The 23000-nt window shown below is 50.8% G+C and carries 19 protein-coding genes; 12 read left to right on the top strand and 7 right to left on the bottom strand.

Annotated features, from left to right (window positions below):
• Positions 1–76: 76 nt before the first annotated feature.
• Positions 77–748, bottom strand: a complete 672-nt coding sequence (ntcA, locus tag H6F76_RS24395; RefSeq protein ID WP_190453787.1) for a global nitrogen regulator NtcA — start codon at positions 746–748, stop codon at positions 77–79.
• Positions 749–1123: 375 nt separating this feature from the next.
• On the opposite strand from ntcA, the gene fabI reads away from it, so the two are divergent.
• A complete protein-coding gene (gene fabI, locus H6F76_RS24400; RefSeq protein WP_190453784.1) occupies positions 1124–1915 on the top strand; it encodes an enoyl-ACP reductase FabI in 792 nt (263 codons plus the stop codon).
• A gap of 65 nt (positions 1916–1980) precedes the next feature.
• Here fabI and thrC read toward each other — a convergent pair whose 3' ends face one another.
• Complete coding sequence (thrC, locus tag H6F76_RS24405; RefSeq protein WP_347276116.1) at positions 1981–3018, bottom strand: threonine synthase; 1038 nt, start codon at positions 3016–3018, stop codon at positions 1981–1983.
• Between the two features lie 136 nt (positions 3019–3154).
• Here thrC and H6F76_RS31185 point away from each other — a divergent pair, with 136 nt between their 5' ends.
• The 7 genes from H6F76_RS31185 (at position 3155) to H6F76_RS24435 (ending at position 8301) form a co-directional block, all read left to right on the top strand.
• Positions 3155–3283 carry a hypothetical protein gene (locus H6F76_RS31185; protein ID WP_277881275.1) on the top strand — a complete coding sequence of 43 codons (129 nt, stop codon included), beginning with the start codon at positions 3155–3157 and terminating at the stop codon, positions 3281–3283.
• A gap of 284 nt (positions 3284–3567) precedes the next feature.
• Positions 3568–3816, top strand: a complete 249-nt coding sequence (locus H6F76_RS24410; RefSeq protein WP_190512152.1) for a hypothetical protein — start codon at positions 3568–3570, stop codon at positions 3814–3816.
• A 332-nt stretch (positions 3817–4148) separates the two neighbouring features.
• Positions 4149–4973, top strand: coding sequence for a low-complexity tail membrane protein (locus H6F76_RS24415; protein ID WP_190512154.1), 825 nt, complete (start codon positions 4149–4151; stop codon positions 4971–4973).
• 110 nt (positions 4974–5083) lie between these two features.
• Positions 5084–5611, top strand: a complete 528-nt coding sequence (locus H6F76_RS24420) for an RDD family protein (protein WP_190512156.1) — start codon at positions 5084–5086, stop codon at positions 5609–5611.
• Between the two features lie 46 nt (positions 5612–5657).
• Entirely contained in the window at positions 5658–5852 is a 195-nt protein-coding gene (rpmG, locus tag H6F76_RS24425; protein WP_190453767.1) for a 50S ribosomal protein L33, read from the top strand.
• Between the two features lie 98 nt (positions 5853–5950).
• Positions 5951–6166 carry a 30S ribosomal protein S18 gene (gene rpsR, locus H6F76_RS24430; protein WP_190453764.1) on the top strand — a complete coding sequence of 72 codons (216 nt, stop codon included), beginning with the start codon at positions 5951–5953 and terminating at the stop codon, positions 6164–6166.
• A 122-nt stretch (positions 6167–6288) separates the two neighbouring features.
• The gene (locus H6F76_RS24435; RefSeq protein ID WP_190512158.1) at positions 6289–8301 is read left to right on the top strand and encodes a ribonuclease R family protein; all 2013 of its coding nucleotides are present in this window, start codon (positions 6289–6291) and stop codon (positions 8299–8301) included.
• A 63-nt stretch (positions 8302–8364) separates the two neighbouring features.
• Here the strand turns inward: H6F76_RS24435 and H6F76_RS24440 are convergent, their stop codons facing one another.
• The 3 genes from H6F76_RS24440 to H6F76_RS24445 form a co-directional block, all read right to left on the bottom strand.
• Complete coding sequence (locus H6F76_RS24440; protein ID WP_190512160.1) at positions 8365–8910, bottom strand: FHA domain-containing protein; 546 nt, start codon at positions 8908–8910, stop codon at positions 8365–8367.
• Positions 8911–9494: 584 nt separating this feature from the next.
• Positions 9495–9644 (bottom strand): hypothetical protein, encoded by a 150-nt coding sequence (locus tag H6F76_RS30050; RefSeq protein ID WP_206754410.1) that lies wholly within the window; start codon positions 9642–9644, stop codon positions 9495–9497.
• A 37-nt stretch (positions 9645–9681) separates the two neighbouring features.
• Entirely contained in the window at positions 9682–10827 is a 1146-nt protein-coding gene (locus tag H6F76_RS24445; protein ID WP_190512162.1) for an ATP-binding protein, read from the bottom strand.
• Between the two features lie 135 nt (positions 10828–10962).
• On the opposite strand from H6F76_RS24445, the gene H6F76_RS24450 reads away from it, so the two are divergent.
• Positions 10963–13836 carry a cation-transporting P-type ATPase gene (locus H6F76_RS24450; protein WP_190512163.1) on the top strand — a complete coding sequence of 958 codons (2874 nt, stop codon included), beginning with the start codon at positions 10963–10965 and terminating at the stop codon, positions 13834–13836.
• A gap of 101 nt (positions 13837–13937) precedes the next feature.
• Entirely contained in the window at positions 13938–15152 is a 1215-nt protein-coding gene (recF, locus tag H6F76_RS24455; protein ID WP_190512164.1) for a DNA replication/repair protein RecF, read from the top strand.
• A gap of 102 nt (positions 15153–15254) precedes the next feature.
• Here recF and H6F76_RS24460 read toward each other — a convergent pair whose 3' ends face one another.
• On the bottom strand, positions 15255–16442 hold the full coding sequence (locus tag H6F76_RS24460) for an HhoA/HhoB/HtrA family serine endopeptidase (protein WP_190512165.1): 1188 nt from the start codon (positions 16440–16442) through the stop codon (positions 15255–15257).
• Between the two features lie 144 nt (positions 16443–16586).
• Here H6F76_RS24460 and H6F76_RS24465 point away from each other — a divergent pair, with 144 nt between their 5' ends.
• Positions 16587–16952 (top strand): metal-sensitive transcriptional regulator, encoded by a 366-nt coding sequence (locus tag H6F76_RS24465; protein ID WP_190453741.1) that lies wholly within the window; start codon positions 16587–16589, stop codon positions 16950–16952.
• A 36-nt stretch (positions 16953–16988) separates the two neighbouring features.
• On the opposite strand, the gene H6F76_RS24470 is transcribed toward H6F76_RS24465, so the two are convergent.
• Positions 16989–17690, bottom strand: coding sequence for a Crp/Fnr family transcriptional regulator (locus H6F76_RS24470; protein WP_190453738.1), 702 nt, complete (start codon positions 17688–17690; stop codon positions 16989–16991).
• A gap of 908 nt (positions 17691–18598) precedes the next feature.
• Between H6F76_RS24470 and H6F76_RS24475 the strand changes: the two genes are divergently transcribed.
• Positions 18599–22984, top strand: a complete 4386-nt coding sequence (locus tag H6F76_RS24475) for a hypothetical protein (protein WP_190512166.1) — start codon at positions 18599–18601, stop codon at positions 22982–22984.
• Positions 22985–23000: the final 16 nt, after the last annotated feature.

Raw genomic sequence — 23000 nt, forward strand, 5'->3', positions numbered from 1 at the left:
ACACCTATCAGTCCTCCCGTGCTGGTCTTTCCCTGCAAATCGATCGCTTCTGACAGGTTGACTCCTCTGCTAAGAACTAAGTAAATTGCTGACTCAGCGTCACTGGGTTATGCACCGTGATTTTCTTCTTGTGGATTGAAATCATTTTGTCTTGTCGCAGATCTCCGAGTAAACGAGTCACTGTTACGCGGGTTGAACCGATCGCCTCTGCAATCGCCTGATGGGACAATTTGAGGTCGATCGTAATGCCATCATTTGTTGGCATACCAAAATCGCGGCACAGAATCAGCAAAAAGCTCACCAAGCGAGACCCCATATCTCGATGTGCCAGCGTTTCAATCATCATCTCCGTTTGCAGGATGCGTGAGGAGAGGCCACGGAGCAAAATCATGGATAGCTCAGGGTTATCCTTTAGCGCTTTCTCGACCTGCTCGATCGGAACTGAAAGCAGTTCTACAGGTGTAAACGCAACAGCATGATAAAAGCGATCGGACTTATGCCCCGTGATGAGCGACAGCACACCAAACACGCTATTTTCTCGTAGCAACGCGACCGTGATTTCCTCACCCGCTTCGTACACTCTAGAAAGCTTGACCGCACCGCGCACCAGAAAATACACACGCTCTGCCGGGTCGCCTGGAAAGAAAATAGTCTTACCCCGTTCAAATGTTTCAACAACGGGTGGAAAAGCACCACCACCCATTTGTCGAAATACTGATGCCAGCGGTCTATCTTGCGTCACTACCATATCCCCTTACCTGGTGCTCCCACATTACCCGCTCACACTGTCCAGCCCATGCCGTCCAGCCCACACGACAGAAGACAAATTGAGACGATCAAGAGTTTGTAACTTAGAACACTTAAACTCACTCCAGTCGGCTTTTTTGTGCCTGATGTTACACATTCTTCTGTAGGCAGTCACATTAAGCGCCTGATAGCCACTTAGCGGGCTCCCTACGCCAGTGTGAACGCAAAAGCAGCGATCGCTTCAAATTACCCTAACAAGAACAAAATAACTCAACAAATTTCAGCGATCGACGACCGTTCAGCGGCTCACTACCCTTGATGCTCCATCTTTGAGTATTCTTGAAGCACTCGAAGTTGCTGTTGAAGATAGATCGCCATGCTAGACCTGACCGGAAAAAATGCCCTTGTAACTGGCATAGCCAACAATCGCTCGATCGCCTGGGGCATTGCCCAACAGCTTCACAAAGCAGGCGCAAACATTGGCATTACCTACTTACCCGATGACAAAGGACGCTTTGAAAAGAAAGTGGCTGAGCTGGTAGAACCATTGCAGCCCAGCCTCTTTGTACCTTGCAACGTTCAGAATGATGCTCAAGTCGAAGAAACATTTGCCACTGTCAAAGAGCAATGGGGCAAACTCGATATCCTCATTCACTGCCTTGCCTTTGCCAATAAGGAAGACTTAACTGGACATTTCGTGGATACGTCTCGTGACGGCTTTGCTACAGCGTTAGATATTAGCGCTTACTCATTAGTCAAGCTCTGTGCAGCAGCAAAACCATTGATGACAGAGGGCGGCAGCATCGTCACGTTGACTTACCTGGGCGGCGTGCGGGTTATCCCAAACTACAACGTGATGGGCATTGCCAAAGCCGCGTTAGAAATGAATGTGCGCTATCTTGCTGCTGACCTTGGCGTTCATAACATTCGTGTCAATGCCATTTCAGCCGGACCTATTCGCACCCTTGCCTCCTCAGCCGTGGGTGGCATTCTCGATATGATTCACCATGTTGAGCAAGTAGCCCCCCTGCGCCGGACGGTTACACAGATTGAGGTTGGCAACGCTGCCACATTCCTTTGTAGCGACTTGTCAAGCGGCATTACCGGGCAGATTCTTTATGTTGATGCTGGCTATGAAGTGATGGGAATGTCGGAAGCCAAGGGCTAGGCAAGCAAAGGATAAGGGCTGGAGGCTAAAAATTAGCCCTTATCCTTCAGCCTTCAGCCTTTTTTCTAAAACCCCATTGCCCGCGCTACTGTATCCAACACTGGCTCAATGCCCAGACGAAGCTGGTTTTGGCTATGCTTGATGGCAGTATCAGGATCTTTGAGTCCATTGCCTGTAAGAACGCAGACGACCGTAGCGCCAGAGGGAACTTGCTCTTTGACCTTTAGCAGTCCAGCTACCGAAGCCGCGCTAGCAGGTTCACAAAAAATACCTTCCTCAGATGCCAGTAGGCGATAAGCGTCCAAAATTTCAGCGTCAGTAACGGCAGCAAAACTGCCCTGGCTCGCGTGCTGTACCGCGATCGCCCGATCCCAGTTCGCTGGATGCCCAATCCGAATGGCAGTAGCAAGAGTGTCTGGTTGTTCAACAGGCCGCCCAGTGACAAAGGGCGCAGCTCCAGCAGCTTGGAACCCCATCATGCGAGGTAACTTGGCGCAGCGCTGTGCCTGGTGATACTGGCAAAAACCCATCCAGTAAGCAGTGATGTTACCTGCATTGCCAACTGGGATACAGAGCCAGTCTGGTGCGTCTCCCAACGCATCCACAATTTCAAAAGCGGCAGTTTTTTGCCCTTCTAAGCGATAAGGGTTTACCGAATTGACCAACGTAACGGGATAGTGCTCAGACATCGTTCTCACAATGCTCAACGCCTGGTCAAAATTGCCCTTAATTGCTAATACCTCTGCACCATAGAGTAACGCCTGCGCCAATTTTCCTAGCGCTACGTAGCCCTCAGGGATCAAAACGAACGCTTTCATGCCACCGCGACGAGCGTAAGCAGCAGCAGCAGCGGAGGTATTGCCTGTGCTGGCACAGATCACCGCTTGCGCGCCTGCTTCTTTTGCTTTAGAGATCGCCATTGTCATGCCCCGGTCTTTGAAGCTCCCGGTGGGGTTTAGACCGTCGTACTTTACGAGAACCTTTACTTGCCTGCCAATTTGGGCCGCGATCGCAGGCGCAGGGATCAATGGTGTATTGCCTTCATGCAGTGTCACTACGGGCGTTTGGTCAGTAACAGGCAGATAGGGGCGATATGCTTCAATTAACCCGTGCCAGCCTGCTTTTGCTGCTTGAGCAACAGGTCCAGAGTGAGCAGATGGCTGTGCGGGAGAGCGATGGGAGTCAGCAGGCAAAACAGTGGTCACAGGCTTTACGCGATCGAACTAAGCGGGTTTGCAGATGACAATCCTAGCGGCTGTTAACCCTACCTATGGCGATCGACGTTGCGTTGATCGAGTATGGTTTGGTCAGTCGAAAGTGACGTCAATCTCAGTTTACCCCGAACGCTCCTTTTACCTCGATCGCTAGCGTTCGTGGTTACGACATCTTCCTTTCAGGCGGGGCGGCACTAGTGCTTCTGCAATGGTTTTTGACTGTTAGGCAATTGTCAACTGTCAAAGATGTGCCCAGCAGTAAGCTTAGACGTCTTCCAAAAAAACAAGGGTTGCAGTTGGTGTCGTCTCTGCTAACATTTTGTTTCCGTAATTTTGCCAGTTTCAAAACTGACTCCTGTGATTACAGTTTGCGGAGGGCATTGCTAAAATTTTGTAAAGTTTGGGTTAAGATTATACCTGCGGTGTGAGTAAGTACAAATGACTAGCCAAATTCTAACTAGCAACAGTTCAATACGTGTGCCTGCCTCCGAAGCAGAGCAACTTCAAGCACAGAAGGCTGAAGCAGCCGTTGTCGATCAGCATCGTTCACGCTTGATCGAAGCAATGAAGTCTCAGTACCAGTTGGACCAGCAAGTTGAGTTTCTTCATCTTCAAGCAGAAGCCGATTTGCTTTTACAGCAGCTACAGGCACTTAAGCAGAAACGTGCAGCATCCTCAGCACAGTAGTTTGCTTGGTGCAGTAAAAGATTTTTTCAGGAGCAACCTATCCCTAAAGTGAGTTGTAAACCAGGCGGGCTAGAAAGGGATGGCGTGCTTCAGCGATCGCCCCATTCTCTAGCAATCGCTGAAGCAAATAACACTATGAATTAGCAACGCAATCGGCGATCGTACTGTCAAGTCTTTCAAGTTTGCCGTGCGATCGTCCTATTACCAGACTCGTTACTCAATTAACGGCTCTAGGCAAACAGCGCTTTGCTAGTACGTCCAGGCTTTCATTTCCAAAGCTTAGGTTGCGTCAAGCTTTATACTTGGCATGGCTTCATCGGTTGACGTTGCTTATGCGCTCTTTCTGGTTTGACCCTTACCTTTGGATACACCTTGCGGGGTTAGCAGCACTCCCCATTTTTCTGGAGATCTGTTTGGTCGGGTTCGCGATTGGTGATCCACTCCTACCAGTGTGGCTAGAGGTCCTGCTGGTAGGAGTAGTGGGTGCTGCTCCTGTCTTGTGGATGCAATGGCAGCGTCCGTTCTACATTTTTAGTGTGATGGCAGTAGCAGTGAAGCCAGAGCAACTCACTGATGACCAACGGCGGCTGTTAGTTCTGTTTAAATCGCAGCGCAATCGTGTGTTGGCAGCAGTGGTGCCAGTCTTCTTAGTTTTTCTGTTGTGGAAGATCTACGCTATTGCTCCGATCGCCGCACCTGGTGTTTCGTTTCTTCCTAAATGGCGTTTCTTCGGGCTACTGCTGGCTGCAGGTGCCTTTCTTGGTAGCAATCTCTTTATGCAGGTGCCTATCAGCGTCGCTAGCGTCATGTTAACCACTGAATCAGCATTTGCCGCTACGCCCCCTTATCCGTTGGAGTCAATCCGACGTAGTTTTACACTGGTGGGTTTACGGGTCAATCGGTTTTTGCCGCCTCTTCGTCCTGACGTAAAGCTAGCATTGGTCGAAACGGTGCCATTAACCGCTACTCAAGCTACGCCTCCCCCTTCGCAAGCGTCACCTGGTAATGATCCCCTTGCTAGTGATTTATGGGTAGAGTCAGAAACCCCTGTGGTCACAGCATCGGCAACCGACAGTGATGCTGTGACATCCGTTGCCAGCGATGAGGCAACAGGCAGCAATGCAGATAAGCTTGCATCAGAACAAATAGACTCTTAGTCAGTAGATGTTGATACTGGCAATCTCTTTGGGGATCGCTGTTCTCCTTGGCTCTTGCTAGAGGCTCAAACTTCACGCCTACAATAGAGTGAGTACCCTTTGGCTTTGCTATGAGTAATGATTTAGGGTCGCCCCAACGCTTTCCCAGGGTGCCGAATGATCGCCGGGTGGCAGCTTTTGCGATCGACTTTGGCGCAGCATCTCTATTAAGTACTCTGGGTGGAGCCAGCGCTGTTATTCCTCTCTTTATCTTGAGCTGGTATGGGCTACGAGTCATTCTTGTTGTCAAAAACCAGGGGCAAAGTTTAGGACGGTGGGCGCTAGACATGAAAGTGCTTGACCCGAAGTATCGGGCTTTGCCAGGTTTGGTTGAGCTAACTAAACGAGAAGCACTGACGGGCGGCGGTAGCCTGTTACTGTTGCTTAGTATTGTGAATCTCAGCCCCACCAATGGCTTAATTTTGATCGCGCCGATCCCGTTGCTGGTGGATTGTGGTTTAGCATTCCTGGATAACGACTTTCGGCAAGCATGGCACGATCGCATTGCCCGCACCGTAGTGATTCAGACCCGCCGGGGCTACTCACTCGACATCAAGCTTAAAAAGATGTTTGCTCAAGTGAGCGATCGTGTGAAATAATGGATGTTTGTGTATATTTCGTCCTTCTTCACTGATTTGTAGGATTATGGCTAAGGGTAAAGGTGTTCGCATTGTAATTACGCTGGAATGTACCGAGTGTCGCACCAATCCCGACAAGCGATCGCCAGGGGTCTCCCGCTACACATCCACCAAAAATCGTCGCAATACCACTGCGCGGATTGAGCTAAACAAGTTCTGTCCTCACTGCAATGGGCATAAGGTTCACAAAGAGATCAAGTAAATCGCTATCAATAGCGTCTAGTCGGCAGTCCGAATTATTATGACGCTGACCTTTACTAACCCTGTAATTTACTGACCACTGACTACCGATCAACTACCATGACTTACTTCCGTCGCCGGGTTTCGCCCGTTAAGCCCGAAGATCCCATTGATTACAAAGACGTTGATCTGCTCCGCAAATTTATTACCGAGCGCGGTAAGATTTTGCCACGCCGGATCACGGGTTTGACTGCCAAACAGCAGCGTGCGCTTACACAGTCTATTAAGCGTGCCCGCATCATCGCCTTGTTGCCCTTCGTGAACCAGGAAGGGTAGGTTAAAGCATAGGGTATAGGGTTCAGGTCTTTTAAGGTTTAGCCTCGGCGGCTTGAAGATTTTGTCTCATTCTCTTCACCTGCATCCTGTACCCAGTTTTAACCGTATACCCCCATACTTTAATGGAGAAGGGCACCCTTGTTGAATTTCGGCTTGGCAGTGAGCGTCGCCTTGCTGTTGTAGAGCGTCCAGAAGGCAAAAAACACTGGATTGCCACTGACAATCGCGGTCAGTCACACACGCTTCACCCCCGCCAAATCACTTACGAAGTGGAGGGGACCTATAAGCCAACAGATATTACTCCTTTTTTAAAGGAAATTCAGCCTTATTTAGACCCGTCTAACCTGGAAATTGCCTGGGAATTTCTGGCTGAAGACGGTGAAGCCGCTGATCCTGCGAAGATGGCACTGTTGCTCTTCTCGGATCAAGCGCCACCTCTGAGCTATGCCGCTCATTGTTTGCTGAGTGAAGATAAGCTCTACTTCAAGCTGAAAGGCGATCGCTATGAGCCTCGCCCTCAAGCTCAGGTGTCGGAGCTGAAGCATCAGTTAGAAATGGAGGCACAACGTCAACAGGAATGGCAGAGCTTTTTAGCACGGGTAGAAGAATCTTTAGCAGGAAAGCCTGTCGAATGGCAGCCTAGCGATCGCCCTCGTCTTGATGCCCTTGAGCGCTTTGCTACGTTTGGTGAAGAAGCGACCCACCGCGCACCCGCTTTGGAAACCTTGTTACACTTGAAGCGATCTGAGACATCTCAGGCTGCGTTTCAATTACTGGTCGAGATGGGGCTGTGGAGTGCCCACGAGAACTTGGCGTTGCGGCGTAGCCAGATTCCAGTTCATTTTCCTCCCAGGGTATTGGATGTGGCACATCATTGTTTGACCTCTCCGCCGCCTGACCTCAACGCCGATCGCCTGGATTTAACTCATCTCAAGGTTTATACCATTGACGATGAAAGCACACTTGAGATCGATGATGGTCTCAGTCTGGAATATCTCGAAGATGGTGTGCAGCGATTGTGGATTCACATTGCCGACCCAACTCGCTGGCTGTCACCTGGTGATGAACTAGATTTAGAAGCCCGTCGCCGCATCACAACGCTGTACCTGCCGACCGGCATGATTTCAATGTTTCCGGCAGAGCTAGCCACTGGACCGATGAGCTTGGTGCAGGGGCGGGTTTGTTGTGCACTAAGCTTTAGCGTTATTTTGAGTCCAGAAGGCGCAGTGCAGGACTATAGCATTTATGCCAGTCTCATTAAGGCAACGTATCGCCTTACCTATGATGATGTGGATGAAATGTTGGAGCTTGGTGTACAAGCGGAGTCAGAATTAGAGGCGATCGCACGGTGGGCAAAACGCCGCCAAACCTGGCGGCAGTCACAAGGTGCGATCAGCATTCATATGCCAGAGTCGTCCATTAAAGTCTATAACGACGAAATTACGATTCAGGTATTGAACGATTCGATGGCACGCCAGTTGGTAGCCGAGATGATGATTCTCGCTGGTGAAGTTGCTGCTCGTTATGGTCAGGCACATAACTTGCCCATCCCTTTCCGCAACCAACCACAGCCAGAATTACCGTCTGAAGAAGAGTTGCTGCAACTGCCATCGGGTCCGGTGCGCTCGTGCGCGATTCGGCGATGTATGCCCCGTAGTGAACTGAGTATTACTCCAGCTCGACATGCCAGCTTAGGATTAGATACGTATACTCAAGTTACGTCACCCATCCGACGCTATAGCGATCTGCTATCGCATTTTCAGATTAAGGCGCATCTTCGTGGTGCCCCCCTTCCCTTCTCGGCTGAAGCCGTAAAGGAGCTAATCCTTAGCATTAGTTCTGCTGCCTACGAAGCCGTTCTCGTGGAACGTCAGACCAACCGCTATTGGGGGCTTGAGTTTCTACGGCGCAATGCGGATGAAATTTGGGATGCCCTCATGCTGCGTTGGCTAAGGGAACATGAAAATCTTGGGCTGGTGCTGCTAGAAGATCTGGGTATGGAGCTACCGATGCGTTTTACCCGACCAGTTACTCCGGGCGATCGCCTGGAGCTTAAGGTTAGCCACGCTGATCCTCGTCAGGACATTATTCATTTTCAAGAAATGATGTATCAAGAAGCCCAGGCAAAAAGTTAGAAGAGAGGCCGTCGGTGGCTTTTTAGCCCTTACCTACTGCCTCTCGATAACAACTGCCTGTATCTATCCCACCTGTGTCTCCTGGCAAATAGGTTTGTGTACCCCAAACCCAGAGATAAAGAACTCAAAGCGGGTATAGCTCAACTCCACTAAATCGCCATCGTTTAGAAGCCGTTGTTCTAACGCAGGCAAGCGTCGACCGTTGAGGAATGTACCATTGCTACTGCCTACGTCCATAATGTAAAAGCCGCGATCGGGACAATGCCCAATCACTGCATGGCAGCGAGAAATGGATGAGCTTTTAATAGAAATAGCACATGTACTGTTGCGACCAATCAACCAGCTTGCACCGACTGATGTTACCTGGGTTGCACGATCGTCCGGTAGATTAGTAGTTAAAAAAGCGGTACGGCCCGTACTGACTGCCTGAATATAGAAAGAACTAACTTCACAACGGCTAGAAGCATTTAGAACAGGTTCAATAATGGTTGCGACTTGACTAAGATTTGGACCACAGTCGTCAAGCAAGCATTGGGAGAGGGACGGATTTTTCTCCAAAAAATTAAGAGTGCGTCGATCAGAGTCACTAGAGGGCTTCAGATTCAACATAATTCCTTTCTGGATTAAACAACTTCTTTGCGAAAATAGTCAAAGCCTGAGCCGTCTACTACTTGAAGCACTGATTACGGCAGAGTAATCATTACAGCAGCAGTCAACGCTCAAGGGAAACACAGGCAACACGAAGGTTCTGAGACTAGATGCTTACTTATCTATTTAGTTACAAACTATTTAGTTGCGGAATGCTGTGCGTAAACGATGTAGCCTATAGCACTGCTATCCTGGGTCGTTGGCTGTGCTCTACAGTTGATGTTGCCTCCTCAACTTCGGTTAGTATTGCCCCTGAATCCTGATTAATAAACGGTTATAGCTGCTGGGCTTCCAGTGGTATCACCCTTAGGGGGGATGCACGTTGCTATGTAAACTAAACAACACAGTCGAAGCTGATGACAACCGTGAACTAAAACAACTTGTCAGATGCTTTACATAGCTACGTAGGTTTACAGATCTTCTTGAAGGTGATGTTAATTTTTCTTTACGTAGGTTAAAGTCGAACGCTTTATAAAGCGTCGATGACAGGCGGCAGTGAAAAGCGCTCTAGATGCTTGGAACGCCAGTGATAGCACTTCCTGCACTCATACCTCACAGAGTTTTAGGAGTGGGTTGAGGCGGACGATCGTGGCGTTGTAGAGGTTGGAACACTCGTGTCGTAACATCAACGCAGTGGAGCGCTGGTTTCTGATACCGCGAGGTGGCGTTACAGGCTTTTTGAGAAAGTCGTACACGGCGTTCCAGTTTTTAGTAGCGCTACAGTCTACGCCTTTAGGAAAGATGATGTTTAAGCCAAAAGGCAAGTAACGGCATCGTGATGCGATAACCGTAATCTGGTCCATAAACCAAACCTTTTTGTTCTAGGCTGGCTAAAGCACCCTGAAGTCCACCGCCTCTCGACAGCTTGTGTTTCTGAATATACTCCCGTGAGTGTGGGCTGTCTGTGGGGTCAAGCGCTAAACTCTCAAGCACCCGTACCTGACTAGGCGGTAGCAGCAAAATGAGTGATTCAAAGGTCAAGGATAAGTCTTCCACCAGTGCTAGCGTGCTGCGGTAAACATGATGAGGATAAACTGTGTGTGCTTTGAGCTGTTTTGAGGCTGGCTGGTCAGTGCTAGAAGTCGCTGCTGAAGTGCATCCATTCTCAAACATATGGTGATCGAGCCAAAGACGACGTGCAAGGGCGATCGCGTCTCCCACATGCCCTTGAACAACGGTCAAAAACAGTTCCAGAGCCTCACTTTCAGGTTCAATCTGTAGCCCTTCGGTTGCCATTGCTGCCACAATCCAAGGGCGCAAGGCTGCATCCTCAAGGGGACCCAGGAAGACAACCTGTACGTTGCTGTCTTGCACCCAACTCTCTGCCACAGTAGCTATGAGGGCGTAACTCACCTGTGTCTGCTGCTGAATTTCTTGCCGTAGGTAGCGCTGCCACTTGCCTGACCGATCCCAGGAACGAATATGGGCAAAGTTGAGAAAAACAAGCACCACGCGGCAGCCAAGCCCTTCTGCCATTGCTTGTGGCAGTGCCAGCAGACTTTGAAACAGTAGCCATTCATCTTTCGGCGCAGAATGCCAAACAAGCCGTGCTTGCCCACTAGAGAGTGTCTCTAAAATAATGGGTTGCTTTTGGCTCCACTGTTGCAGCAGTGCTCGATCGGCTGCGGCCTGGAATGCTACGGCAACACCTTCGGCTAGCAGTTGAAGAAACCGATTACTATCGGTCGCACGCAAACAGTCAATCTCAATTACTCTAGCCCCAACGATTTGGGCTGCATGACGCAGCAGCGTCTGCCGACCGCTGCCTGGTACTCCTGCAAGCAGCAAATCACCATCTGTAGCCAAAATTTGACTGACCTGTTGCAACTCCCTTTGTCTGCCAAGGAGCGTTTTTGGCGTAAACGGATTCACAACCATTGTGAAGAAAAAAGGGGGCGTGAGAAAGGGTTTAGGTGGTGTATGATCGCTTCACACTATTTAATAGTGCCGATAATTTGCTTTAGGCACTATGATCAAGTGCTGTAGGTGTTATAGCATTCTCTGCCATTCACTATGACTGTTAAATCCTCTTCACCCGGTCCCGCATTAACCTGGCATACTCTTGGTGTGCGGCAGACTTTAGAACAATTTCAAACCGATCGCCAGTCTGGCTTGACTTCTCAGCAAGTGACCGCCCAATTGGAGCAATACGGCACCAATGAACTGATTGAAGCGGGTGGACGTAGCACTTGGGAGATCTTATTAGACCAATTCACCAACATCATGCTGCTGCTGCTGATTGCAGTGGCACTGATTTCTGGAGTGCTAGATTTCTTTGATTGGCGAGCCGGTAAGCTTAGTCCGGGCGAAATTCCCTTCAAGGACACGATCGCCATTATTGCGATCGTTATCTTAAATGGATTGCTGGGCTACTTTCAGGAGAGCAAGGCAGAAAAAGACCTGGCAGCTTTGAAGAAACTGGCATCGTCAAGGGTGCGAGTGATTCGGGATGGCAAGACGATCGAAGTAGACTCGAAAGAGTTGGTTCCTGGCGATGTCATGCTCTTGGAGGCGGGCGTACAAGTGGCAGCCGATGGTCGCCTGATAGAAGCTTCCAACTTGCAAATTCGGGAGTCGGCGTTAACGGGTGAGGCGCAAGCAGTCAGTAAGCGCGTCGAGACGGAATTGCCAGCAGAAACGCCGCTGGGCGATCGCATCAATCTGGTGTACCAGGGCACGGAAGTACTACAGGGTCGGGCAGCAGCCATTGTTACTGGCACAGGTATGCAGACTGAGTTAGGGCGTATCGCCACCATGTTGCAGTCTGTAGAGGCGGAAGCCACACCGTTACAAAAGCGCATGGCACTCCTCAGCAAAGTACTGGTAACGGGTGCGTTGCTTTTAGTTGCCCTTGTAGTCCTTGGCGGCATTGGTTATGCCACCTGGCAAAGTGGAAAGAACTTGCTGGAAGTGGCGCTGAGTGACGTCGGCAAAGAGTATCTGGAAGTATCGCTCAGTATGGCAGTAGCGATCGTTCCCGAAGGTTTGCCAGCCGTTATTACAGTCACGCTAGCGTTGGGAACGCAGCGGATGGTTAAACGACAAGCGCTGATTCGTAAGCTGCCTGCCGTTGAAACCCTTGGCTCGGTAACCACCATCTGTTCTGATAAAACAGGGACGCTGACGCAAAATAAAATGGTCGTGCAGTTGCTCCACACCAGCAGCACCTCTCTCCGCGTCACTGGGGATGGCTACAGCCCTACTGGTGCGTTTGCGCCTGTTGAAGCCAACGCTGCCACAGTTGATCCGCAAGAGCAACCAGAACTATTGAATCTGCTGACTGCCTGCACAGTTTGTAACGATGCTGTTTTGCAGGAAGAGAAAGGCTCATGGATTATTTTGGGCGACCCTACTGAAGGGGCATTGCTGACCTTAGCAGGCAAGGCAGGGTTTGAAAAAGATCAATGGGCGAGCAAACTGCCGCGCGTTGCTGAGTTCCCCTTTTCTTCTGAGCGCAAGCGTATGAGCGCGATCGTCGAAGTGTTGGACACTGATCCTACCCTCACTAGCGACGGCTCACACTACATCATGTTCACAAAAGGCTCTCCTGAGCTGATTCTAGAGCGTTGTACACAGATTCAGGTGGGTGATGCGGCACAGCCGATCGCCGAGGAGCAGCGCCGCAAAGTTCTGGAACAGAATAACCAGATGGCAGGGCGTGGGCTGCGCGTTTTGGGTTTTGCCTGCAAGCCGTTAACTGCCATTCCTCCTGAGGGGTCTGATGAAGTCTCAGAGCGTGAATTAGTTTGGCTGGGGCTGGTAGCCATGCTGGACGCTCCCCGTCCAGAAGTGCGTGATGCCGTTGCTCGTTGTCGCTCTGCAGGGATTCGCCCTGTCATGATTACTGGTGATCACCAACTGACGGCACAAGCTGTAGCAGAAGATCTAGGTATTGCTAAACCAGGCGATCGTGCCCTTACTGGCAACCAATTAGAGCATCTTAGTCTGGAAGAGTTGGCGAATGAGGTGGAAGATGTGAGCGTCTATGCCCGTGTCGCCCCTGAGCATAAGCTGCGGATTGTGCAAGTGCTGCAACGCAAGGGGCACGTCGTAGCCATGACAGGTGATGGTGTAAACGATGCGCCAGCTCTTAAGCAAGCCGATATTGGTATTGCGATGGGCATTACCGGTACGGATGTGAGCAAAGATGCCAGCGATATGGTGCTGCTGGATGACAACTTTGCCACGATCGTCGCGGCAACTGAAGAGGGGCGCGTCGTTTACACCAACATTCGCCGCTTTATCAAATACATTCTGGGTAGCAACATTGGTGAACTGCTCACGATCGCAGCCGCACCGCTTCTTGGTCTTGGTGGTGTACCGCTATCACCCTTACAAATCCTCTGGATGAATCTGGTGACAGATGGTTTACCGGCGCTAGCGCTGGCAGTCGAACCGGCAGAGCCTGACGTAATGAGGCGTCCGCCCCACGATCCGGGCGAGAGCATTTTTGCGCGTGGGCTAGGCGCTTACATGATTCGGATTGGGATTGTGTTGGCTATCCTGGCGATCGCGCTGATGTCATGGGCTTATGGCTATACACACGCCAATCCTACGGCTGAAGATCCGAGTGGCGATCGCTGGAAAACGATGGTTTTTACCACACTCTGTATTGCCCAAATGGGTCATGCTCTGGCAATTCGTTCGAATACGCGCCTGACGATTGAACTCAATCCGTTGACTAATCCCTTTTTGTTAGGAGCGGTGGTTGTAACTTCACTGTTGCAGCTAGCATTGGTCTATGTCCCCTTTCTACGTAGCTTCTTCAACACACATTACTTAAGTGGTTTTGAACTCGGTGTTTGCCTGGGTGTCAGCGTACTGATGTTTGTGTGGGTAGAGTTAGAGAAGCTCGTGTTTCGGTGGTATGCCAAGACGAAGAAGTAGCAAATTTTGAGTTTTGAGTAGCGCTTTGCGCCGCTACGCTAGAGAGTTTTGAATTGCATCTTTAACTCAAAACTCTTAATTCGTAACTCATTACTCTACCCATGTACCTCAAAAGGCTTCACCTTCGCCAGTTTCGCAATTACCTGGATCAGACAGTAGAGTTTGATGCGCCTAAAACTATCCTTTTAGGCAATAACGCTCAGGGCAAATCTAACTTGCTGGAGTCGGTGGAGTTACTCTCAACGTTGCGATCGCACCGGACGTCTCGCGATCGCGACCTCATCTACACAGGCAAATCGAGTGCTCAAGTCGCGGCACAGCTAGAACGAGATGTTGGCTCGATCGACCTCGCGTTTACCCTGCGCCTTAATAGCCGTCGTACTGTTGCCATTAATAGCGAAACGGTACGACGGCAACTTGATTTTCTGGGCATTGTGAACATGGTTCAGTTTTCGAGCCTGGATCTCGATCTGGTTCGTGGTGGTCCGGAGCAGCGACGCAACTGGCTGGATGGTCTGTTAATTCAGCTAGAACCTGTTTATGCTCACATCTTGCAGCAGTACAATCAGGTGCTGCGACAGCGCAATGCGTTGCTGAAAAGCAAGCAGCGCTCAACGTTCAATGGTCAGCAAGCAGGACAACCAGAACAGCAATTTGACTCAAACCTGGCACTCGAGATTCAACCTACTGACCCATCCCCAGCACCTGACAACCAACCTCCCCAAGACGAACTTGCCCTTTGGGATGCTCAGCTTGCCGCAACTGGTACGCGAGTAATTCGGCGGCGTGCCAGGGTTTTGCAGCGACTGGCTCCACTGGCACAGCGCTGGCATCGTGAAATCAGCGGTAGTACAGAAGAGTTGACCATTAACTATGCGCCCAACGTTGCGTTAGAGCAAGATGAGCCAGCCTTAATTCAGCAGGCATTTCTGGCAAAAATTCAAGAACGGGCGATCGCCGAGCAGTACCAAAACACGACGCTAGTCGGACCCCACCGCGATGAAGTTGCCTTCACCATCAACGAAACCTCAGCACGACAATATGGTTCTCAAGGACAGCAGCGTACTTTAGTGCTGGCGCTGAAACTCGCCGAACTCAAGCTGATTGAAGAAGTTATTGGCGAACCGCCCCTGCTGCTGCTTGACGATGTGCTAGCAGAACTTGACCTCAGCCGCCAAAACCAGCTTCTCGAAACGATTCAAGACCGTTACCAAACGCTGATTACAACGACGCACCTCGGTTCTTTTGACGCACAATGGCTGTATTCTTCACAGATTTTTTCGGTCAAGCAGGGGCAATTAGCAGAAAGGATTTAGGCATTAGCTGTTCGCTAATTTTTCAATGTCCAATGCTTTGTCTCAGCCGCCAGCCACCAGCGTAGGATTCAAAGCTGATAGCTGACCGCTGAACGTTAAGAGCTAGGCGGCATCTTTCAACTCAGCCGTTTGTACAGGCAACTGTTTGGTGATGTCACCGCGCAGCACTTTAACCTGCAATGTTTGACCCAAGCGGCTGTTTTCCACGATCGTCTGTAGCTGTTCTGCTGTCGTGATTGCCTGCTCGTCAATCTGAGTGATCACATCCCCACGCCGTAGCCCTGCTTTAGCGGCAGGTGTATTAGGCAGCACCCGCACGACAATAACGCCATTGACCTCTGGCACTACAAAGGCAGAATTGGGATCACTGTTGTTCTGTCTGGCAAGTTCCGGGGTCAGCAGGGTCATTTGCACACCCAGGTAGGGGTGGATAATGCGCTCACCCTTTGCCAGTTGATCTTTAATTGCCTTCGCTTTGTTAATGGGGATAGCAAAACCAATGCCCATTGCGTCGGCTCGGATGGCAGTGTTGATGCCAATCACTTCACCCTGATCGTTGACTAAGGGACCACCAGAGTTCCCAGGATTAATCGCAGCGTCTGTTTGAATAAAGTCCAGGCGCTTATCAGGAATACCAACTTGAGCGCTTGAGCGCTTAAGCGTGCTGACAATGCCCAGCGTGACGGTGTTGTCTAAACCTAAGGGATTGCCAACAGCGATCGCCCAGTCGCCTACTTGAATCTGGTCAGAATTGCCGAGCGAGGCAACAGGTAGACTGCCACCGTCGATTTTTACAACTGCCAGATCTGTGACGGCATCGGCACCGCGCACCTTGCCTTCAAAGATTCGTCCATCTTTTAGTGTGACTGTTACTTTGTCAGCACCATTCACCACATGGGAATTGGTTAAAATAACCCCGCCACGGTCAATAATGAAGCCCGATCCTTGTCCCCGCAGATGTTCTTCACGAGGCGCTTGGGGAAAGCCATCTTCACCAAAAAAGCGACGAAAGAAGGGGTCTTCTAGCATGGGGTCGGGGCTGCTGCGGCGAGTCACCGTTCGCTCTGTATCAATACGGACGACGGCTGGTCCTACCAGGTTCACTGCCTTTGCTACAAAGCTACCCTTGCCAGCGGCTTCTGGTATCTGTTCTGGTTTAATCGCGGTGACGGATGGCGACAAGGTACTTGCCTGAGCTGGCAATATGGGCAGCGCCAAAGCAACCATGAGTATGATCACCAGAACATCCACAAAAAATGGGCGTAACAAGCGGGAAGTTGAGAATCTCATAGCACCGACCTACAGGTATCAAATGTAGCTGTTTTGTTTCTTCACCTATTTTGACAGGCTAAACTCTAAACTGTAGCTATCATACGGACCAAGCTTTAACCTGGGCTAGAATCAGGAGTACATATAGTGGATAAGCCAACTTCAATGGCAACTTCTGAACGCCCCCAGAACCGAGAAAGCAATCGCTTGGAAGAACCCCACCTCCACAGCCATGAGCATGACGCTTCTACTCACCCTCATGTGCATAGTGATGAATCGCTCAAGCGTGTTGTCAATCGCTTGTCTCGCATTGAAGGGCATATTCGAGGCATCAAAATGATGGTACAGGAAAGCCGTCCTTGTCCTGATGTGCTGGTGCAGGTGGCGGCTGTACGTGGAGCGATCGATCGTGTTGCCCGCATCATTCTGGACGAACACTTGACGGAGTGTATCGGTCGAGCTGCCAAAGAAGGCAACATCGAAACGGAGATTGAAGAATTAAAGGCAGCCCTTGATCGCTTTTTGCTTTAGCAATGCCGACGGACGCCTTAGATAGGTGTTAAGGCACTAAATCATCAATCGTTCTAGAGCATGCGGGTCGGGAATAGTGAGGGTATCGCGATCGCGCATGATCAGTCCCTTCTTCTCTAGCTTGCTCAACACACGTGTCACTGTCTCCCGTGCTAGACCGCTGAGGCTACTCAACTCACGGTGGGGCAGATTGGGAATTTCAGTGCCAGTTGAAACCTTCTTGCCCTGTCCATCTGCCAGAAACAAAAGAATGTCTGCCACTCGTGAGGTGCTATCAGACTCACGTAACCGCAACCGACGATTGACCTGACGCAGGCGACGCGCCATGAGCTGTGCTAGCCGAATGCCAGATTGCGGCTCTGTATGCAGTAGGTTGACAAAATCTTGCGCAGGCATATTGCCAATAACAGTTTGTGCGAGGGTGATCACATCGGTCGATCGTGGCACTTCGTCTAGGGGTGCCATTTCACCAAACAACTCGCCTTTGCCCAAGATATTAAGCGTGATTTCTTTGCCATCAAGGTTGTAAGTGCGAATCTTCACCCAGCCATTCAGGATGAAGTATACCGAGCTACCCCAGTCATTCTCCAGCAGAATGACCTGATTAGCTGGATGGCTCCGCATGACAACGTGTGCAGTGGCTTTGTCAACGGCAGCTTCCGGTAGCCCTTCAAAAAAAGGAGCCGAACGAATCGATATATTGGCGTGCGTATCTCTAGGACTATACCGATCTTCCATGTGGCTGCCACGTCATAATGCTCGATTCAGGGTAAATGATAGTGCAAGGGTGAAAATCTGGTTGACAATCTTGGAAACGAAGTCGCTAGCTGCAAAATTGGCTGTTTGCTGTAAACACTAAACTTTTGTGCTTAAGAGCGCTCTTCTTACCAACTATCAAGCTCTAAAATGACCAAGTGTCTTTATCAAACCCCTAGCAGGTAGGCTCTTAGCTGCTAGATTCGTGCCTTAATTTCATGTTGCTAGAAAGCCGGAAAGTGACCAGAACATACCCTTGAAGGGCAGATATACTGAGACTAGATGCACAGAAACCATAGTCATAATACCCTAAAGCACTTCTGACTTAGTTATGATTGCCTAGTGATTGTAACGGCATTGCCTCTTAACCGTTAGAAGCATCAGGTTGCTGGTCTGCCATTGTATACTTGCTATCCACTGCTTTGGTTTAAGTTCTAGGGCTGGGATTTTGGGGAATTTGTCACTCTTTACAATTTCCTGACGTACACTTTACTTTGTCCAGATGTGGTGTTCGTTAGCGATCGCCATTTCCTGGAAAGGAGGTAACGTGTTAGCACAAACTGCTTTTCGATGAAGGCGGCATAGCCTCCTTGCTGAAACTGAGAATCATCAAGAAGAAAGCAGTTAGTCCTTATTACTGCTATGTCTTCTCAAGCTGTTTATTCTCAAGTTGCTAAACGTTAAGGCTGTCTCTGAGACCTTAACTTAGACAAGGTAATGCGCTAACCGCTCCTCAGTCTGGTTTTCAGGGCGATCGATACAACTGCTCAAACCGCATTCTTATAAGCTTTGTCAAAGCTCAGTGAAGCTGTTTTAGGAAGCTTCACTATATTAGATGTGGTAGTCATTTTCTGGGCTGCTTCTGCTTAGTACTCGTCAGGGGTTACATTGTGACTTCTCAGAAGGATCAAATTCAAGCGCTGATTACCGATATTGACGGTGTCCTCCAAAAGACAACGCCTCGTCTTCCGTGGGTTGTCTCTGGAGAAATCACGCAACAGCGCCAGGTACTTGAGCGTGTGCGTAATTATCTTGTGGCGTTTCAGCGGCGACAGTTTGCGGGTGAAGGCTTTGGACAAGCAGAAGCCAGACCAGATTTGCTGGCGCATGACATTTACTATCAAGCGCCACCGTCCTATTCTCCGACAGAGTCTCAGCCGACGCAGCAGGCATATGGGCAGAATGAAGCGAACGCCCAGCAGATGTTACAGGCGATCGTTCAGGAAATGGGTTCTTTGCGCTCTAACCTGATGCAGCCGCTCCAAGCAGATCTGGAGGTTTTGCGCCAGCAGCGAGAAGCGTTGACACAGGAAATCCGTCAGCTTGAAGCACAGCGTCAAGGCTATGCAGGGCAAATGCCTGGGCAGCAGCAGTTAATTGCAGAGTTTTTGCAGGCGTTGATGAGCCGGCTGCAAGAAACGTTGCCACAGCAGGTCGCGCAGACACTAGGTAGTAGTAACCAGCAGGCTTTGCCTTACGCCAATAATTTGGCTTTAGCAGGGGCAGCACCCTCGGTCATCTCCACTTCTGATGCGCCGTCGCAAGGATTGGGCAACATACAGGTGTCGCAAGCCTCATCCGATGAGCTGCTGATCCGACTCGACTCGACGTTGAGCATTGTGTTTGAATCGCTTCAGCGCAATGTGCAGGCATATCAGGAGTCGCTGTCTCAGGGGCTGGATAAAATGCACAGCATGGGGCAGCAGGGCGAGGTGATGTTTTCGGCGCTGATTAGTCACCTGGCGCAGCAGCTTGGACGTGAAACGTCGTCTTACTTACAGCCTGCGGCGGATCAGGCACTTGGACGATCGCCAAGCATCCCCTCATCAAAGCAGCAATCGCCTACGCCAGCAGTGAATCCGGCTCTGTTTGGTCAACCTGATGCTGATGCGGCATCGCAGCCCTTTGCGCTACCGTTCCCTGGTACAGAAATCTCTGATAGCTTTGGTGATGTCAGCACTGTCTCGTCTACCAGTGTGTCCGTGCCATCGGTGGATTCGGCGATCGACTCTTGGCTGCGTTCTGCCAGCGGTGCTAGTGATCCGTCTGACGTTGCTTCAGACGTTGACGTGGAGCTTGCCGCCTTAAATCTGGAAGGCTTTGACCTTAGCCAGTTAGCGGCTCAGGATGTGAATGCTTTACTGGAGTTGGATGCAAATTTGCTCGGCACTAACCTGCCACCCCAACCCCTTTTGTCACCAGTAGTGCCTGCCGCTCCAGAGACACTTTCTAGTAATGCGCCAACGGTGGAAGACACGGCTGATATTGATGCGGCGCTTAAACTGCTGGAGCAGCTAAGTTCTGAACTCCAAGAGCAGCCGTCCTCTGTTGCTGATGCCGATGCTCAGATCGATCGGATGCTAAATAGCCCAACAGCTTCAGCGGAAGATGCCTCAACCGTCAGCATTCCTGATGATGCCAGGGATGAACTGGATGAATTCTACGAGAGTTTGTTTGGTACTAACGCGATCGCAGCATCAACGGAAGAGGCATCCGGCTCAGTTGCTTCCAGTGCCACTGAAGTTTCGTCTCCACGAACGGCTGAACCAGTTGCTGAATTTACCATCGAGCCGGAACCCGCGATCGCGCTGCCGGATACTCAGCCCTTTGATGCTCAGCCATCAGACGTTTCACCCATTTCTACACTTCCGGCTGAAGCCCAGGCTCCGGCTGACACTCTAGCTGAACCCACTGTCCCCTCTGTGCCATCTGCTTCTACGGCGTCTGATCCGACGTTAGGCTGGTTGCCAGTAGCACCTTTGGATACACCAGCAGCAGAGCCAGAGATTCCGGTAGCGTTGCTAGAAGACGAACTAGTGAACGGCTGGGATTTCGCTGATGCTGAGAGCGCTTTGTCTGAACCTGCGACCACTCCCGTTACCGATAATCCACCCGCTACTGATGATCTACTGAGCGGCTGGGATCTTGTGGTAGACGATCGTGCCCCCTTCCAATCCGATGCGTCGCCGTCCCTTTCAACCGATACGTTGGCAGACTTTTTTGGCGAGAGTGAACCATTGGCAGCAGCGTCTAGCTCAGACGTTTTGTCTGAATCTACGACCGCTCCCGCTACCGATAATTCGCTCGCTACTGATGATCTATTGAGTGGCTGGGATCTTACGGTAGACGATGCGGTAGATGCTCGCGCCCCCCTCCAATCTGATGCGCCATCGTCCCTTTCAACCGACGATACGTTGGCAGACTTCTTTGGTGAGAGCCAGCCAATGGCAGCAGAGGGTAGTGCAGACGTGTTATCTGAACCTGCGACGGCTCCTGCTACTGATGATGATCTATTAAGCGGCTGGGATCTTGCGGTAGACGATCGCGCCTCTCTCCAGTCCGATGCGCCGTCGTCCCTTTCAACCGATACATTGGCAGACTTCTTTGGTGAAAGCCAGCCATTGGCAGCAGAGGTTAATCCAAATGTTGCTTCGCCGTTGGTTCTTACACCAGCTAATCAACAAGACAAGGTAAGCGAGGATATTACCAGGCTGGACGATGTGAGCGAGGACGAGATTAGCTCCCTTGATGATTTATTTGGGGAATCAGAGTTCGGCTCAGATATGCCTGCTGAAGGGCAGCCTCTGGAACCTACGATCGCCGCTGCTTCTACAGCTTCAGCGCCACCGCAGCCTCTGGTTACTCCGCCAGCTAGCTCTAGACGGTCTTCTGAGGGCAGTTCGACTCAGACTCCGCCTACTGATTTGGCAGAAGGCTACCTCTCTGACGATCGCTACACCCCTGCCTCGCCTGAGGAAGATTTACTGTCGCTTGCTGAACCGGTTGAAGCACTCGATTCAGAACTATGGCTTGATGAAAACACGCTGAGTCGTCTGAGCGAAGACCTTTTCAACTTAGAGGAGGTGATTAATGAATCTTCACTGTCTTTCAGTAGTGATTCTGATGCCAACACCTCTTCGCTCTTTTCAGATGCGGTAGCGCCGTCTGAGCCAGCTCCACCCTCTACTGAAGCCACCAGCACTGTAAGCGAGTGGAGCGATGGTTTACTAGACGATTTTGCAGTTGATGAGTCGGCTTACAACGACGTTGTGCGGGACGATTTTGCTCTAGATGAGTTTTCTGCTACACCGTCAGCTACGCCCCCAGCCACCTTCCCCCTTGAATCTGAGGCTCTCTCGATCGCTGCTGATCCACCCGGCACTTTCGTTTTAGAGGGCATGGATGATTTGTTCGCCAATACGCCTGTGGCACCGCCCGTTAGTCCAATTTCGCCTCCAGTGCCACCGATCGCGATGGAATCGCCAGCGTCTTTTACGTTGGAAGGGATGGACGACCTCTTTGGGGATGCTCCGACTGCCGATCAGCCCTTTACTACTGACTCGGCTTCAACAGCAGAGCCACCCTTCACCCTAGAAGCCTTTACGCTGGAGGGCGAGGAAGATTTGTTTGCTGATGCGCCTGGGGCTAGCACTGGCTCCTTGCCTATTGACTCGGCTTCAGCCGCAGAACCAGCTTTCACGTTGGAAGGTGTGGATGATTTGTTTGCCGATACGCCTGTGGTAGATACGCTCCCTGAGGCAGCTCAACCGTTACCCTTCACGCTAGAAGGCGTAGATGAACTGTTTGCTGATATGCCGCCAGTGCCTGCTAAATCACCAGCGCTTGATGTGCCGCCAGCCGTTTTAAGTGCTGGTAGTCTGCCAGTTCCGTCTGAAGCCACAACCGGAGCCCCGATCCAAGCTGACCCTGTTGCTGCTTTCACCTTCGAGCAAGTGGGTGATCTGTTTATAGAACTGCCAGAGACTGACGCATCAACGGTCGCAGCTCCAAACGTTTTACCGACGGAAAGCCCTGCCTTAACTGATCCCTTTACTCTAGAGCAAATCGGTGATTTGTTTGTGGAAGTGCCGACTGAAGAGCCCCTTCTTGATGGGCGATCGACCGAAACCCCAGCCGTTTCACCGGAGCCATCTGCTGCGCCCTTTACCCTGGAGCAAATGGGTGATTTGTTTGTGGAAACGCCTGCATCGCCAGAGCCAGCCCTGGAATCATCTGCTGCGCCCTTCACCCTAGAGCAAATGGGTGATTTGTTTGCTGAAACGCCGTCTGAAACGTCTGAAGCTCAACCAGTTGCCGACCCGCCCGCTATACTGCAAACCTCGCAGCCAGCGGCAACGTCTGAGCCGTCGGCGCTGGAGCAGGCATTTGCTAGCCTGATGGGTTCGTTTGATGATCCGCAGGCACCCTTGCCACCGGCACCTGGCACAACAGAATCGACCACGGAGACTCCCGAAAAAAAAAAGGGGATGAGTTAGTTAATCTGCCCTGGCA

Origin of the sequence: Leptolyngbya sp. FACHB-321 (assembly GCF_014695975.1) — a bacterium.
In the GTDB taxonomy this organism is placed as follows: domain Bacteria; phylum Cyanobacteriota; class Cyanobacteriia; order Leptolyngbyales; family Leptolyngbyaceae; genus Stenomitos.

What these genes read in the sequence shown, in the direction of transcription:
- ntcA (WP_190453787.1), bottom strand. Translation starts at nt 748, where the DNA reads ATGGTAGTGACGCAAGATAGACCGCTGGCATCAGTATTTCGACAAATG.
- fabI (WP_190453784.1), top strand. Translation starts at nt 1,124, where the DNA reads ATGCTAGACCTGACCGGAAAAAATGCCCTTGTAACTGGCATAGCCAAC.
- H6F76_RS31185 (WP_277881275.1), top strand. Translation starts at nt 3,155, where the DNA reads ATGACAATCCTAGCGGCTGTTAACCCTACCTATGGCGATCGACGTTGC.
- H6F76_RS24410 (WP_190512152.1), top strand. Translation starts at nt 3,568, where the DNA reads ATGACTAGCCAAATTCTAACTAGCAACAGTTCAATACGTGTGCCTGCC.
- H6F76_RS24415 (WP_190512154.1), top strand. Translation starts at nt 4,149, where the DNA reads ATGCGCTCTTTCTGGTTTGACCCTTACCTTTGGATACACCTTGCGGGG.
- H6F76_RS24420 (WP_190512156.1), top strand. Translation starts at nt 5,084, where the DNA reads ATGAGTAATGATTTAGGGTCGCCCCAACGCTTTCCCAGGGTGCCGAAT.
- rpmG (WP_190453767.1), top strand. Translation starts at nt 5,658, where the DNA reads ATGGCTAAGGGTAAAGGTGTTCGCATTGTAATTACGCTGGAATGTACC.
- rpsR (WP_190453764.1), top strand. Translation starts at nt 5,951, where the DNA reads ATGACTTACTTCCGTCGCCGGGTTTCGCCCGTTAAGCCCGAAGATCCC.
- H6F76_RS24435 (WP_190512158.1), top strand. Translation starts at nt 6,289, where the DNA reads ATGGAGAAGGGCACCCTTGTTGAATTTCGGCTTGGCAGTGAGCGTCGC.
- H6F76_RS24440 (WP_190512160.1), bottom strand. Translation starts at nt 8,910, where the DNA reads ATGTTGAATCTGAAGCCCTCTAGTGACTCTGATCGACGCACTCTTAAT.
- H6F76_RS24445 (WP_190512162.1), bottom strand. Translation starts at nt 10,827, where the DNA reads ATGGTTGTGAATCCGTTTACGCCAAAAACGCTCCTTGGCAGACAAAGG.
- H6F76_RS24450 (WP_190512163.1), top strand. Translation starts at nt 10,963, where the DNA reads ATGACTGTTAAATCCTCTTCACCCGGTCCCGCATTAACCTGGCATACT.
- recF (WP_190512164.1), top strand. Translation starts at nt 13,938, where the DNA reads ATGTACCTCAAAAGGCTTCACCTTCGCCAGTTTCGCAATTACCTGGAT.
- H6F76_RS24460 (WP_190512165.1), bottom strand. Translation starts at nt 16,442, where the DNA reads ATGAGATTCTCAACTTCCCGCTTGTTACGCCCATTTTTTGTGGATGTT.
- H6F76_RS24465 (WP_190453741.1), top strand. Translation starts at nt 16,587, where the DNA reads ATGGCAACTTCTGAACGCCCCCAGAACCGAGAAAGCAATCGCTTGGAA.
- H6F76_RS24470 (WP_190453738.1), bottom strand. Translation starts at nt 17,690, where the DNA reads ATGGAAGATCGGTATAGTCCTAGAGATACGCACGCCAATATATCGATT.